Raw genomic sequence first — 13824 nt, 5'->3', positions numbered from 1 at the left:
TGCTCAGACAGTCTCTTGGCATGGCGCGGGGTTGCCCGGAGCCGGCCAATCCGCCAGTCATTGTTGAAGGAGGGTGCATGCATCTGTTGATATTGGGCGCGACCGGCCTCGTCGGCGGCCATGTTCTGTCGCTGGCGCTCGCCGACCCGCGCGTGACAGCCGTGACTGCCCCGACGCGTCGCCCGCTGGTGTCGCGGGCGGGCCTTTCCGCGCCCACGGTGGATTTCGAACAACTGCCGCAGGACCCGGCGATCTGGGCGGTGGATGCAGTCATCTGCGCTCTCGGCACGACGCTGAAGACCGCCGGATCGCGCGAGCGCTTTCACCGTGTCGACCACGACTATCCCGTCGAGAGCGCAAGGCTGGCAAAGGCCCATGGTGCACGCACCTTCGTGCTCAACTCGGCAAAGGGGGCGGATGTGAAATCGCTGTTCTTCTACAGCCGGGTCAAGGGCGAGACGGAGCGGGACATTCTGGCACTTGGGTTCGAGCGCACCGTGCTGGTCCGGCCGGGTCTGATCGATGGGCCGCGTCCGGAGCCGCGGCCGATGGAGCAATGGGCGGGCAAGATACTCAAGGTTCTGAAGCCGCTTTTACCGGGTACGCTTCAGGCGAACCGGCCGGAGACCATTGCCCGTACCATGCTGGAGGCGGCGATGTCGGCGCCGGCGGGCGTGACCATCATTCCGTCGCAGGACCTTTTGTAAAGGGGCTGCGACGGCTTCGGTCGGGTTTGTCCGGTGTCAGCTGAAGCGGCCGAGCGGCAATTGTCGCGTCACATCGCCGACTTCAGGCGTCTTGATGCGCCGGAAACGCGCCTCGACGAAATTGTAGAGGCCGAAGGCGGCCAGGCCGAGCGCGACCACCGCATAGATGACGCCGCCGAAGGGGAGCGCGTGGACCCAGGCAAGCGCGTCCGCCATGCCGCCGGCCTGTTCCGGATCGACGGTGAAGGCGGCGTAGAGGAAGAAGACCCCGATGATGCCGAAGACCGCACCCCGCGCGACGAGGCCGTAAATCGAGATCAGCACCGCCGGCGTGTTCTTGTCGGCGTCGAGTTCCAGATAGCGACCGAAGCTGCGCTTGATGCCCTTCATGGCGGTGACCACGCCGCCGATGATGAAGCCGAGACCGATCAGGCCGGCGAGATAGCGGCCGAAGGGCTGGGCCATGACCCAGGCGGCAAGGCCCTGTTCACCGCCGGAGCCGCTGCCGCCGGACAGCTGCAGGGCCATGGTGAAGCTGGTGACGGCAAGGCCGGCATAGGTGACCGCACTGCCGAAGAGGGCGGCGCGGATGGCATAACCTTTCATGTCGTCATCCTGGCCGTCCGCATTGGCGAGCGACTGGGCGAGGCGCCAGATGACGAAGCCGGCCAGCCCGAGCCCGATCAGGCCGATCCAGATCCGTCCGAACGGCTGCTGCAGGATGGCGTCCAACGCGCCGCGCGTATCGGCCTTGCCGCCGCCCAGGCTTGAAAACAGGGCAAGGCCCGCAACGAGCAGAAAGACGATGCCGCGTGCGCCATAGCCGGCCCGCGCCATCAGATGAAATTTCGATCGGGTGTTCATGAAAAGCCTCTCCTGGTGTGGAGAGGAAACGGAGGAGAGGGGGCGGGGTTCCCCGCATCATCCGTGTTCCTGCCCGGCTTGTTCCGGAACCGAAGCCGCGGCGACGGGTTACCCTAGGAGGCAAGCAGCACGGGAGTATCGGATGGCGACGGAACCGGAAAATGGCGAGACCCAGCGGCCCCGCGACACCGATTACGCTGCCCAGTCCGACAGCGGCGCCAAACCCGGCTTTGTGCTCTCGGCCTGGTCGCTCGTTCTCGGGGGGATCGCCCTTTTGTTGATCATCAGCAGCCTGCTGGTTATCTGACGCTCCCCCGTCACCCTTTGCCCCGGAAATGAATCCTCAACCAGATGGTTGACAATTGGATTTGTTGCGCTCATGTTCAACCGTATGGTTGAATTATCTGCGCACCCCCTCGATACGATCTTTCACGCGCTGGGCGATGACACCCGCCGTCGGATGCTCGCCGCCCTCTCCGATGGCGAGCGCAGCGTCGGCGAACTGGCGGAGCCCTTTGCCATGTCGCTGGCGGCGGCCTCCAAGCACATCAAGGTGCTGGAGACGGCGGGCCTGATTCGGCGTGAAGTGAAAGGTCGCACCCATCTCTGCCGGCTGGAGCCGGGGCCGCTTGCCGGTGCCCACCAGTGGCTGAGTGCCTACGAGCACTTCTGGACCGGCCGGCTGGATGTCCTCGAGCGGATCCTGCGCGCGCAGGACGCCGCATCTTCCCCTCATGATGACACGGATGGAGAGAGACGATGACGCAACGACTGGACGTGAATGCTTACGGGCGGCTTGCCGAGCCGCAGACTTTGGTGATCGAACGCTTGCTGCCCGGCCCCGCCTCGCGGATCTGGAGCTACCTGACCGACAGCGACCTGCGGCGGCAATGGCTGGCCTCGGGCGCGATGGAAGAGAAGGCCGGGTCCGCCTTCGAACTGGTCTGGCGCAATGACGAACTGACCGATCCGCCGGGCATGCGTCCCGAAGGCTTCGGCGAGGAAATGCGGATGAAGAGCCGGGTGCTGGAACTGCAAAAGGACAAGCGGCTGGTCTTCACCTGGGGCGAGAGCGGCGAGGTCTGCTTCGACCTGCGGCCCGAAGGCGACGAGGTGCTGCTGACGGTGACGCATCGCCGGATTTCCGACCGCGCCAATCTGCTGATGGTCGGGGCGGGGTGGCATATGCATCTCGACATTCTCCAGGCCAAGGTCAGAGGTGGTCGGACAGAGCCTTTCTGGGATGGCTGGCTGAGGCTCAAGGGCGACTACGACAAGCGGCTGCCGGCCTGATCAAAGATGACCCCAAATGATGAGCGCCTCCCCGGTGACGGGGAGGCTCTTCCGCTTTTCAGCGGATGACTGCTCAGGGCTGGGCGGGTGTCGCCGGAGCCGGTGCCGGGGCATCCTGCACCGCACCCTCTGGGTCCGTTGCCGGCACATCGGTCTGCGGCGGCGTCGTGGACGGCGGGGCGAGTTTGCCATTGCCAGGATCCGCCGGTGTCGCCGGGGTCGGTGCGACGGCCGGATCGTCAGCCGGGGCGACGCCGGGCGTCGTGGCCGGCGACGAGCCTGTGCCGCCGGTCTCGGTGCCGTCCGCTTCAGCGGGTGCAGCCGTGGCGGCCGGTGCATTCGGCGGCATCTGGTCTGTGCCCAAAGGTTCGGCAAGCGGCGTGGCGCCGGTGGCGGCGACGCGCCAGACGGTGTTGCCAGCATCGTCTGCGACGAGAAGCGCGCCGGTGCCGTCGAAACCGAGACCGACCGGGCGGCCGCGAGCCTCTTCGTCGGCATTCAGGAAGCCCGTGACGATATCCTGCGGATCACCGGAGGGTTTGCCGTTTTCGAACGGCACGAAGAGCACCTTGTAGCCGTTGAAATGGTCGCGGTTCCAGCTGCCGCGATTGCCGACAAAAGCGCCGTTGGCATAAGGCTCCGGCAGGCCCATGCCATAGGAGAAGGCAAGGCCCAGCGCCGCCACATGGCTGGACAGCGCATAATCCGGCTTGATCGCCTGTTCGACCATGTCAGGGCGCGGCGGATGCAGGCGCGCATCGACATGCTGGCCATAATAGCTCCAGGGCCAGCCGTAGAAGGCGCGGTCCTTCACAGAGGTCATGTAGTCGGGCACCAGATTGGGGCCGAGCTCGTCACGCTCGTTGACCACGGTCCAGAGCGCGCCGCTTTCCGGGTTGAAGGTGAGGCCATTGGGATTGCGCAGGCCCGACGCATAGATGCGCGAGGCACCGCTTTCGCGGTCGATCTGCCAGATGGCGGCACGGCCTTTTTCCGCCTCCAGCCCGCGTTCGCCGGCATTGGAATTGGAGCCGACGGAGGCATAGAGAAAGCGACCGTCGGGGCTGAGCGCCAGGTCCTTCGTCCAGTGGTGGTTGATCGGGCCGCCGGGAAGGGGCGTCACGACGCGCGGCGGCGTGGTGATCTCGGTCTGGCCGAGCGTGTAGTCGTAAGCGAGCACGGCGTCGGCGGCGGCGACATAAAGCGTGTCGTCGGCAAAGGCGAGGCCGAAGGGGGAGTTCAGGTCCTTGAGCAGGTCGTGGCGCTCGTCGACGGTGCCGTTGCGGTCGGTGTCGCGCAAAAGCGTGATCAGGTTGGTCGGCTTGGCCTCGCCACCACCACCGCCCGATGCGATGCCCATGATGAAGTCGCGGATCACGTCCTTCGGCCGCTCCACGGGTTTGCCCGGAGGCGCCTTGCTCTGCACGACGAGCACATCGCCATTCGGCAGGGTGTGGACCGTGCGCGGATTGGAAAGATCGCGGGCATAGGCGGTGACGGTGAAGCCGTCCGCCACGGCGGGCGTCTCGTCTTCACCCCAGCCGACGACCGGCGCCACCTTGAGGTCGGGGACGAGGCTCTGGCTCGGTTCCGGCAGCACCGGATCCGGGCCGATCTGGCTGGAGATGTCGAAGCTGTCGTCGCTGTCGCTGCAGCCGGCAAGGGCCAGCACAATCAGGGCGCTGGAGGCAAGCGCGGTTCGACGGAGCGGGCGGCGCAATCGCGGGGACGTTGATGTCATGGGATCCTCCAGGCATTGGCGGTACGGGTTCCGGCGGTGAGGTAGACGCTGGCGATCATCGCAAGCAGCGTGACGGCCGAGGCGATCAGCCCGGCGGGCACGATCGCGGTCCAGCCGTCGCCGGCATGAATGAAGCTGTTGAGGATGCCGAGCAGAAGCACGCCGATATAGACGACGACGGCGGAAAGCGGGGGACGCAGCGCCCGCGTGGCGGGGCGGATGAGATCGATGAGGCCGGCGATCAGCGAGATCGCGCCGACGATCAGGCCGAAGAACAGCAGCCAGTCGGAAAAGTTGCTCCACATCAGGTTCGAGGTCCGCCAGTAGAGAATGTCCGTGAGGAGGACGAGTGTGAAGCAGACGAAGGGAAAGGGGACGAACAGCGCCGAAAACGGATAGGCGTTCGACGCGGCGGGGGGAGATTGTAGAGCCATGGGGATCTCAGCCTGTCTGGAGGTGGGACATGGCTGTCATACGGATGGAGGGGGTAGTTTGTTCCCTCACAAAACCTGTGATGGCGGCGTGAATGCGCAGATCAGCTGTTTCACGCGCGCATCCCCAAAAGAAAAGGCCGCCCGAAGGCGGCCGATCCGGATGTTTGAACGTGTCGAAATTAACCTTTGGAGCCCTTGGCGATCGGTTCCTGATAGGTGAAGCCCATGTCCCAGGGGAAGTAGATCCAGGTGTCCTGGGAGACTTCGGTCACGAAGGTGTCGATGGTCGGCACGCCCTTCGGCTTGGCATAGACGCAGGCGAAATGGGCCTTCGGCATCATTTCGCGCACTTCGAGCGCTGTCTTGCCGGTGTCGGTCAGATCGTCGACGACCAGCACGCCTTCGCCGCCATTGGTCAAGAGATCGGCCGTCACGCCTTTCAAGACGTTCATGTCGCCCTGGTTGACGTAGTCGTGATAGGAGGCGATGCAGACCGTTTCGATCAGGCGGATATTCAGCTCACGCGAGATGATCGCCGCCGGCACGAGGCCGCCACGGGTGATGCAGACGATCGCGCGGAATTCCTGGTTCATGCCGGCAAGGCGCCAGGCGAGCGCCCGGGCGTCGCGGTGGAACTGGTCCCAGGAGACGGGAAAGGCTTTATCGGGAAGAGACATTCGGGAGGGCTCCGGTGCGGCGTCAGGGAAAGCCACTCCATAATCCAGTTCTTCTGGCATGAAAATCGCCAGAGACCTGAAATCACCTCGATTCACAGCCGGAAATCGCTTCTTTACGGCGTTTTCTGAAGGACGTTGCCGGCTTGGATCACGGATTGCCTGCCCCGGAGCGGTTCTGCGCCAGGATGAAGGCCGTGATCGTGGAGAGCGCTTCGGGAGCATAGGCCCGGCGTCCTTCGACCAGAAAGCGGACGATGCGGGTCGCCGGCCACTCGGATGTAAGCTGCGCATTGTAGGCATCGGCCTTCAGCAATCCATGCGTTGCGTTCGCGACCAGCACGACACTGCTTCCGGCCCGACCGGCAAGCACAGTTCGATAGATCTGGGAATCGCCCTTCGCATCCACATTCAGGTCATCTTCGCCCCAGATCGCCAGGAGCGGAATATCGAGTGCGCGCAAGTCCTGCCTTGCATCGGCCTGGAGATTGCGCTGGATGAAGGCGTAGCGGGCAGGGGGGAGACCCGTGCGCCTGATGGTTTCCTCGCCTGCCTCAGGGCCGAAATCGGCAGCGTCTTGCACCGCCTGCGCGTCCGCCGCCCGTTCGGCCGCGCTGCGGTCCATACCCTCCCGCAGATTTCGGGTGATCCCGAAATAGCGGCCCTGGTCCAGCCAGGAAACCGCAGGCCCGGCCAGAACGAGGAAATCGGCTTGCGGCGCCCGCAGCTTTGGCAGCACCCATCCGGCCTGGGAAAAGCCGACAGCGCCGGTCGCGAGACCCGGGAGCCGCTGCCGCAAGGCTGCAAGTGCGGCAGCCGTCTCGTCGGCGCGATCCTGCATGGATTGCGCCAGCCAGTCGCCGGACGACCCGCCAAGGCCCGGCTTGTCCCAGGAGGCGACTGCGATATTGGCATCCAGCAGGCTGTTGATCAACGGCGCATAGCCGTTGTCGGAGGTTCGGTCCTGCGGGCCGTCGCCATGCACCAGCACCACGGCGGACTGCGGGGGCTGATCGGGAAGCCACAAGGTGCCGGAGAGGTGTGTCGTACCATTCGAAAAATCGAAAGCCTCGGACGTGCGACGGTCGAGATAGTGGTCGAGCAGCCCGCGCAGCGAAAAAGCCGCAAGGGCGACCAGAAGGAAGAGCGCGGTTATGAGAAGAGTGCGGCGGGAAGTCAGGCGGAACATGGAAAACGCGGCGGCCAGTGTAAAGAGCGGACAGAAGGCTGAAGACGAAAGTCGCCGGCCAAGGTCCTATCACGTCATAGGAAGAAGGCACGCCGGCGGCGCAGTGACCGACGTGCCGTATTGCGGTTGGTCGAGAGACTACGGCTCAACGCGACAGAAGCGTCAGTGCCGTCATCGAGTCGAGCAGCGTGCGGGTCACGCCACCGAACAGCATTTCCCACCACCGTTTGTTGCCATAGGCGCCCATGACGAGGAGATCAATGGAGCTGTCCGACAGGCGGTTCTCGATGGCCATGGCCGGGTCGAGCCCGCTCTTCTGCTGGCTGGTGACGGAGACCTTGATGCCGTGGCGGGCGAGCGTGGCGGCAATCTCGACGCCGGCCATATCGGCCGATTGCGCGGCGGTGTCGACCGCATCGACGGTGAAGATCTCGACTTCATCGGCCGCCTTCAGGAAGGGCAGGGCGTCGAAGGTGGCGCGGGCAGCCTCACGCGAGCCGTTCCAGGCGATCAGCACCCGGCGGATCGGTTTCGGGCTGCTCAGGATATGCGGGATGAGCAGGACGGGCCGGCCGCTTTCAAAGAGGAAGCTCTCCAGCTCCGATCGGCTCTCCGACAGCAGACCGGTTTCGCCCTGGGCGGCGATGACGAGATCGGCGCTGCGCGCGCTGTCGATCAGGGCCGCCGAGTTGAAGCCCGAGGACGTGACGAAGCTGCGCCATTCATGCGAGAGACCTTCGCGGCGGGAGATGTCGCGGAACAGCGTTTCGACGGCCTCTGTCTCGCGGTGTGCCATGTCCTGAAGCGCCTGCACCGTGACGGGGTCTGGAATTTCCATCGGTGCGACCAGCGGCACCATGGCGACGGCCTCGGCATGGGCGCCGATCACGTGACCTTGAAACTGATTGGCGAGGGCCACCGCGAAATCGGTGACCTGGCGCGTGGTTTTCGGGGTGTCCAATATGGCAAGAAGTGTCCGGTAACCCATGATCGTCTCCTTTCGCGGCCCTTAAATCGCGTCCGCATGGGTTAACTATGGGGTCCCATGCGCGGTTCCGCCTTGACCTCGGTCAAGGCGGGAGCGGGTGAGGCAGGGTGTCAGGCGACCTCGCCGGTGCCGAGATCGCGGGTCAGCGCTGCATCCTTCTCCAGGCGGATCGCCTCGATCATCGCCTCCACATCGGCCGCGGCGGCATCGACCAGCCCCTGGTCGCGGGCGCGCACGATCAGTTCGGTGGAGAATCGGATGCCGTCGAAATGCGGATAGGAGCCGATCGATGTCTGCGGATGCGCCTTCTGGATGATGCCGAGCGCAGTCCCGATATCGCCTTCGCCGAAGGGGCAGGCGATCGAGCGGGAGAGGACGCGCTGCCCGGCGGGAAGCGAGGCGACGACATGGGCGAGCATGGCCTGGAACACCTGCGGAACGCCCGCCATGACATGCACATTGCCGATGATGAAGCCGGGCGCAGTCGAGACCGGGTTCGGGATGTGGCGGCTGCCTTCGGGCATGCGCGCCATGCGCTGGCGGGCTTCGGTGAATTCCAGCCCGCGGCCCGCATACATGTCGCCGAGCAGTTTCATGGCGTCGGGATCGTGCAGGCAGGGCACGCCGAAGGCTTTCGAGACGGCATCCGCCGTGATGTCGTCATGGGTCGGACCGATGCCGCCCGAGGTGAAGACATAGGTGTAGCGGGCGCGAAGGGCATTCAAGGCCTCGACGATTGCCTCCTCCTCGTCCGCGACGATGCGGACCTCTTTGAGATCGATGCCGGCGACGGTCAGGAGATCGGCGAGGTGGCCGATATTCTTGTCCTTGGTGCGGCCGGACAGGAGTTCGTCGCCGATGGCGAGCATCGCGGCGGTCTTGATCGTGGAAGTCATGAACGGGTCCTATGGAATGGGCAGGCAGGTGCGGCGGGAGGTTACCGTTTTGTGTCTGCGAAGAGAAGTAAAGGCCATCATTGATTGAACACTGCGTTCGTGCGCGCGTGACTGGTCGAGACGACGGAATGCGCTACATGTGGCACATCCATCACGCGGCGTGGCCGCAGCTTCATAAAGGGAGATACGACATGGCAAAGGTACTGGTTCTCTATTATTCGGCTTACGGTCATATCGAGACCATGGCTTATGCCGTCGCGGAAGGCGCAAAGTCGGCCGGCGCCGACGTTACCGTCAAGCGCGTTCCTGAACTGGTTCCGGAAGATGTCGCCAAGGCTTCCTACTACAAGGTCGACCAGAAGGCCGAGATCGCCGATCCGAATGAACTCGACCAGTACGACGCCATCATCGTCGGCGCCGGCACGCGTTACGGCACGGTTGCGTCGCAGATGCGCAACTTCTGGGATCAGACCGGCGGCCTCTGGGCGCAGGGCAAGCTGACCGGCAAGCTCGGCTCGATGTTCACCTCGACCGCGACCCAGCACGGCGGCCAGGAAACCACCATCATGGGCTTCATCCCGACCTTCCTGCACCACGGCATGGTCTATGCCGGCCTTCCCTATGCCTTCCAGGGCCAGATGGGTGTCGAGCAGGTCAAGGGCGGCTCGCCCTACGGCGCTTCCACGATCACCGACGGCGACGGCTCGCGCCAGCCGTCCGACATCGAACTGGAAGCCGCCAAGTTCCAGGGCGCCCATGTCGCCAAGCTGGCCGCCAAGCTCGCCTGATTTCGGCGAAGGCGATCACAGATGAAGGGCGGGGCTTCGGCTCCGCCCTTTTTTGTTTTTTTCTACGATATTTAAAATGCAAGTATTTGATTTTAAATATCGTTCAGCCCGAAATGCGATCCTGTGACCATTGAACAGAGACAGGACTGTGTCATGCCGGAAACAGAGAGGCGACGAGAGCCACGTTTGCGCGCCCTGAAGGCGGGACGCGCGGTTTTGGCGGGCGGCCGCTCCACCTTCGACTGCATGGTGCGCAACCTCTCGCCGATTGGCGCCAAGGTGGTCTTCGAGAGCACGGCGGACATCCCCCCGCGCTTCAGCCTGCGCTTCCAGGACGGCACCGCCCATGACTGCGCCGTCAAATGGCGCACGCAGCGCGAAATGGGTGTCGAATTCGTCGAAGCCAAGACAGGCTGAGACACGGCCCCAGTGAGCCAGCCATGCCGCCGCAAACGCACATGCCACCCGTTGCAGACAGACATCGCCGTACCGCGTGACCCGTTTCGACCCTTGACGCCTTCGCGCAACTGGATGAAACAGGACGCGCATGCGGACGTGGCGAAACTGGTAGACGCAAGGGACTTAAAATCCCTCACCTCAGGGTATACGGGTTCGACCCCCGTCGTCCGCACCAAGACATCGGGCCAGCGGCGAACGCAGAACCCTAAGATTTCTTCTCCACCAGTGTGAATGGCAGTTCGAAGGGGACCGAGCGTTCGGCGGCGACGTCGTTGATCGTGTAGCGCAGGATATAGGCGCCGGGGGCAGCGCCTGAGACGTCGAGGGTGAGGTGGGTATAGACCTCCTGCGCCGGCGAATGGGCGGTGAAGGTGAAATTGCCAAACTCCTTCTGCAGCGCGAGCGTCTTGCCCTTGTCGTCGGAGAGTTCGAGGTCGACGGTGAAATGCGCCTGGTGGCGGTCACCCTCGACGGGCTGCCATTGCAGGCCGAGCACCTCGACATAGGCGAGAAGCGATTCGCCCGCTTCAAAGATCGGCTCCTTCTTGGCGGTGTAGGCGCGGTAGGCGGTGGGTGTTTCCGTGACGAAGAGCGCGCGCGGGACAGACAGTGGCAGGCTGGCGGTAAAGCGCGCCATGCCGGCATGGATCGCCTCGAAGGCGCCGGAGGAATCACCGGCGGCAGCCTTGCGCTCGGCTTCGGCCGCTGCATCGAGCAGTGGGCCGGCATGAAGCGGCGGCGGTTCGAGAACCGCCAGAGAGCCGACAAACGCCGCCCCGAGCAGGGCGGGCCGCAGACAGACGCGCCAGAGGCGGCGTGCTGAGATCTTGGAACGCATGTGATTCTCGTCCTCCATCGCCATGTGTGACGAGTGTGGGAAGATCCACCCTTTGCCGTCAAGCGCAACGTCGCGACGTCCGCAGCGTCCGGGGGAGCCGTTGCCGAGCGGTGACGGCCTCAAGGCCGGGACGGTTGAGGCTCCGCTGTCAGGACTTCCAGAAGATCGGCACCAGCAGCACCAGCATGGTCAGGACTTCCAGGCGGCCGAGCAGCATGGCGAGCGACAGGATCAGAAGTTCCGGGTCCTGCATCATCGCAAAATTGCCGACCGGGCCGATCAGGGGGCCGATGCCGGGACCGACATTCGACAGCGCCGTGATGACCGAGGACGTGGCGGTCGCGAATTCATAGCCGGCGAGCGCCATGGCCATCGAGCCGATCGCCCAGATGAAGATATAGGCGCTGAAGAACAGGAAGACGGCGCGCTGGGTGTCGGCATCGACGATCTGGTTGCCGTAGCGCACCGAATAGACGGCGTTCGGATAGATCAGCCGCTTCAGCCCGCTGACGATGATGTTGAACAGGATGACGAAGCGATAGGCCTTGATGCCGCCGGCAGTCGAGCCGGAACAGCCGCCCATGAAGGTGGCGAAGAAGGCGGCGGCCACCGCAAACGGCCCCCAGAGCGTGTAGTCTTCGCTGGCAAAACCCGTCGTCGACAGGATCGAGGAGAAGTTGAAGAAGGAATGGGTGAGCGCGACCGGAAGGGCGATGCCGTTCTGCAGATGATTGTAAAGGCCGGCGGCCAAGGCAAAGGCGAAGATGTAACCGAGGAAGACGAGGATCTGCGGGTCGCGCAGCGCATCCAGCCGGCCTTTGACCACGAGCACGATCAGGATCGAGAAGGGAAGGCTGCAGAGCGTCATGAAGAAGGTCGAGATCCACAGGATCGTCAGGCTGTCGAAATGGGCGAACGATGTGTCGTGGTTGCCGAAGCCGGCCGTCGCGACGGTCGAGAAGGCATGCACGATGGCGTCGAAATGGCTCATGCCGGCGACGTCGTAAGACACGATGCAGGCGAAGGTGATGGCGACATAGACAGCCATGAAGGCGCGGGTAAAGGTGGCGATCCGGGCAAACGGCTTGTCGCCGATATCGGAGGATTCCATCTTGAAGAAGGAGACGCCGCCGACGCGCAGGAAGGGCAGGACGAAGAGGCCGAGCGCCACGATGCCGATGCCGCCGAGCCAGGCGAGCAGGCCGCGCCACATCAGGATGCCGCGTGACAGGGTGTCGAGGCCGGAAATGACGGTGGAGCCGGTCGTGGTGATGCCGGAGATCGATTCGAAAAGCGCCTGGGCAAAGGTGAGGTCGAGGTTCGAGAAATAGAGTGGGATGGCGCCGACCACGGAGAACACGGCCCACAGGACATTGACCAGCAGAAAGCCCATGCGTTTGGTGAAGGCCGGCGGCGGTCCGCGCGTCGCCATGGCCGCCGTCAGCGACAGGCCGCCGACGAGGGCCGCAGACACCGTGAAGACGGACCAGTCGTCCGAACCGTAATAGAGATCCACCATGGCGGGGATCAGCATGGCTGTCGAAAGATAAAGCCCGCAGAGCGCGGCGATATAGACGACGGAACGGAACAGCGTGGCGTTCAAGGAATGTCTTCCGTTGGTTGGCAGTGCAAAGAGGCTTTGTCTCTGCCGGGTGTCTATGCCATAGCGGGACACGGTTCAGAATTCAACGGAGAGACGCGGTGAGGCCCAAGGAAGTCGACGACGCGCTGCAGGCGATGCGCGGTCTTTTTGCCGAAACGCCGCTGCAGTTCAATGATCACCTGAGCGCGCGTTACGGAGCGAATGTCTATCTGAAGCGCGAGGACCTGACGCCTGTCCGGTCCTACAAGATCCGCGGCGCCTTCAACTTCCTGCGCAAGATCGTGGCCGACAGCCCGAAGGGCACGACCTTCGTTTGCGCCTCCGCCGGCAATCACGCCCAGGGTTTTGCCTATGTCTGCCGCCATTTCGGCGTTGAGGGCGTGGTCTTCATGCCGGTGACGACGCCGCAGCAGAAGATCGACAAGACCCGCACCTTCGGCGGCGAATTCATCACCATCCGCCTGGTCGGCGACATCTTCGACCAGTGCTATACTGCGGCCCGCGACCATGTCGAGGCAATCGGCGGTTATATGGTGCCGCCCTTCGACCATCCCGATATCATCGAGGGGCAGGCGACGGTGGCAGCCGAGATCGTGCAGCAACTGCCCGAGGGCGTGACGCCGGATCTCATGGTGATGCCGGTTGGCGGTGGCGGACTGTCCTCGGGCATGACGGGGTATCTGGCAAAACGTCTGCCGGCCGATGCCATGGTCTTCTGCGAGCCGGCCGGCGCGCCCAGCCTGCGCCGCAGCCTGGAGGCGGGCGACGTCGTGACGCTGCCAAAGGTGGACAACTTCGTCGACGGTGCCGCCGTTGCCCGCATCGGCGACCACAATTTTGCGGCCTTGAAGCACTTCCGCGCCGACCAGGTGGTGATCGTGCCGGAGAACGCCATCTGCGTGACGATGACCGAGATGCTGAATGTCGAGGGCGTGGTGCTGGAGCCGGCCGGCGCCCTGTCGCTGGCGGCGCTCGATCTCCTGCCGCCCGAAGAGATTGCCGGCAAGACGATCGTCGCCGTCGTCTCCGGCGGCAATTTCGACTTCGATCGCCTGCCGGACGTCAAGGAGCGCGCCATGCGCTACGCCGGACTGAAGAAATATTTCATCCTGCGCCTGCCGCAGCGTCCAGGCGCCCTGCGCGACTTCCTCAACCTGCTCGGGCAGGAAGACGACATCGCCCGCTTCGAATATCTGAAGAAGTCCGCCCGCAATTTCGGCTCGATCCTGATCGGCATCGAAACTCGGCATCGGGACAATTTTGCAGGCCTGTTTGCCCGTTTCGAGGCGGCAGGTCTCGGCTTCGAGGACATCACCGACAATGAGATCCTGGCCAACCTGATCATCTGAT

General features: G+C 64.1%; 16 protein-coding genes and 1 tRNA gene. 8 read left to right on the top strand and 9 right to left on the bottom strand.

From position 1 onward, the window contains the following. Positions 1-77 precede the first annotated feature (77 nt). Positions 78-707, top strand: coding sequence for an NAD(P)H-binding protein (locus tag DMY87_RS19075; RefSeq protein ID WP_110793222.1), 630 nt, complete (start codon positions 78-80; stop codon positions 705-707). A gap of 36 nt (positions 708-743) precedes the next feature. Here the strand turns inward: DMY87_RS19075 and DMY87_RS19070 are convergent, their stop codons facing one another. Further along, complete coding sequence (locus DMY87_RS19070; RefSeq protein WP_110793221.1) at positions 744-1571, bottom strand: DUF1206 domain-containing protein; 828 nt, start codon at positions 1569-1571, stop codon at positions 744-746. A 142-nt stretch (positions 1572-1713) separates the two neighbouring features. Here DMY87_RS19070 and DMY87_RS24260 point away from each other — a divergent pair, with 142 nt between their 5' ends. The 3 genes from DMY87_RS24260 to DMY87_RS19060 all read left to right on the top strand — a co-directional run bounded on the left by DMY87_RS24260 (position 1714) and on the right by DMY87_RS19060 (position 2864). Continuing rightward, positions 1714-1878: a hypothetical protein gene (locus DMY87_RS24260; RefSeq protein WP_165826339.1), complete on the top strand. Its 165-nt coding sequence runs from the start codon at positions 1714-1716 to the stop codon at positions 1876-1878. Between the two features lie 84 nt (positions 1879-1962). After that, a complete protein-coding gene (locus DMY87_RS19065) occupies positions 1963-2334 on the top strand; it encodes an ArsR/SmtB family transcription factor (RefSeq protein ID WP_110793292.1) in 372 nt (123 codons plus the stop codon). After that, entirely contained in the window at positions 2331-2864 is a 534-nt protein-coding gene (locus DMY87_RS19060) for an SRPBCC family protein (RefSeq protein WP_110793220.1), read from the top strand. The genes DMY87_RS19065 and DMY87_RS19060 overlap by 4 nt, the downstream gene beginning before the upstream one ends. A 73-nt stretch (positions 2865-2937) precedes the next feature. Here the strand turns inward: DMY87_RS19060 and DMY87_RS19055 are convergent, their stop codons facing one another. From DMY87_RS19055 to DMY87_RS19030, 6 genes are all read right to left on the bottom strand, one after another. After that, positions 2938-4605 carry a PQQ-dependent sugar dehydrogenase gene (locus tag DMY87_RS19055; RefSeq protein WP_110793219.1) on the bottom strand — a complete coding sequence of 556 codons (1668 nt, stop codon included), beginning with the start codon at positions 4603-4605 and terminating at the stop codon, positions 2938-2940. After that, positions 4602-5039 carry a DUF2231 domain-containing protein gene (locus tag DMY87_RS19050; RefSeq protein WP_110793218.1) on the bottom strand — a complete coding sequence of 146 codons (438 nt, stop codon included), beginning with the start codon at positions 5037-5039 and terminating at the stop codon, positions 4602-4604. Before DMY87_RS19050 ends, DMY87_RS19055 begins: the two co-directional genes overlap by 4 nt. Before the next feature lie 179 nt (positions 5040-5218). Then, the gene (gene gpt / locus DMY87_RS19045) at positions 5219-5716 is read right to left on the bottom strand and encodes a xanthine phosphoribosyltransferase (protein WP_110793217.1); all 498 of its coding nucleotides are present in this window, start codon (positions 5714-5716) and stop codon (positions 5219-5221) included. Between the two features lie 148 nt (positions 5717-5864). Then, positions 5865-6902, bottom strand: a complete 1038-nt coding sequence (locus tag DMY87_RS19040) for an alpha/beta hydrolase (RefSeq protein WP_110793216.1) — start codon at positions 6900-6902, stop codon at positions 5865-5867. Between the two features lie 145 nt (positions 6903-7047). Continuing rightward, positions 7048-7890: a universal stress protein gene (locus tag DMY87_RS19035; protein WP_110793215.1), complete on the bottom strand. Its 843-nt coding sequence runs from the start codon at positions 7888-7890 to the stop codon at positions 7048-7050. Positions 7891-8000: 110 nt separating this feature from the next. After that, entirely contained in the window at positions 8001-8786 is a 786-nt protein-coding gene (locus DMY87_RS19030) for a competence/damage-inducible protein A (protein WP_110793214.1), read from the bottom strand. 191 nt (positions 8787-8977) lie between these two features. On the opposite strand from DMY87_RS19030, the gene wrbA reads away from it, so the two are divergent. The 3 genes from wrbA (at position 8978) to DMY87_RS19015 (ending at position 10208) form a co-directional block, all read left to right on the top strand. After that, entirely contained in the window at positions 8978-9574 is a 597-nt protein-coding gene (gene wrbA / locus DMY87_RS19025; protein ID WP_110793213.1) for an NAD(P)H:quinone oxidoreductase, read from the top strand. A 153-nt stretch (positions 9575-9727) separates the two neighbouring features. Further along, positions 9728-9991: a PilZ domain-containing protein gene (locus DMY87_RS19020; RefSeq protein ID WP_110793212.1), complete on the top strand. Its 264-nt coding sequence runs from the start codon at positions 9728-9730 to the stop codon at positions 9989-9991. A gap of 132 nt (positions 9992-10123) precedes the next feature. After that, a tRNA-Leu gene (locus DMY87_RS19015) sits at positions 10124-10208 on the top strand. Positions 10209-10238: 30 nt separating this feature from the next. Here the strand turns inward: DMY87_RS19015 and DMY87_RS19010 are convergent. Both DMY87_RS19010 and DMY87_RS19005 read right to left on the bottom strand, forming a co-directional pair. After that, positions 10239-10871 carry a hypothetical protein gene (locus DMY87_RS19010; protein ID WP_245408974.1) on the bottom strand — a complete coding sequence of 211 codons (633 nt, stop codon included), beginning with the start codon at positions 10869-10871 and terminating at the stop codon, positions 10239-10241. Between the two features lie 148 nt (positions 10872-11019). Next, complete coding sequence (locus DMY87_RS19005) at positions 11020-12474, bottom strand: TrkH family potassium uptake protein (protein WP_110793211.1); 1455 nt, start codon at positions 12472-12474, stop codon at positions 11020-11022. Positions 12475-12608: 134 nt separating this feature from the next. Between DMY87_RS19005 and ilvA the strand changes: the two genes are divergently transcribed. Beyond that, positions 12609-13823 carry a threonine ammonia-lyase gene (ilvA, locus tag DMY87_RS19000; RefSeq protein WP_425353514.1) on the top strand — a complete coding sequence of 405 codons (1215 nt, stop codon included), beginning with the start codon at positions 12609-12611 and terminating at the stop codon, positions 13821-13823. The last annotated feature ends 1 nt before the right edge of the window (position 13824 follow it).

Source organism: Peteryoungia wuzhouensis, assembly GCF_003205195.1.
Taxonomy (GTDB): domain Bacteria; phylum Pseudomonadota; class Alphaproteobacteria; order Rhizobiales; family Rhizobiaceae; genus Allorhizobium; species Allorhizobium wuzhouense.
This window is presented reverse-complemented; position numbering and strand designations above follow the sequence as displayed.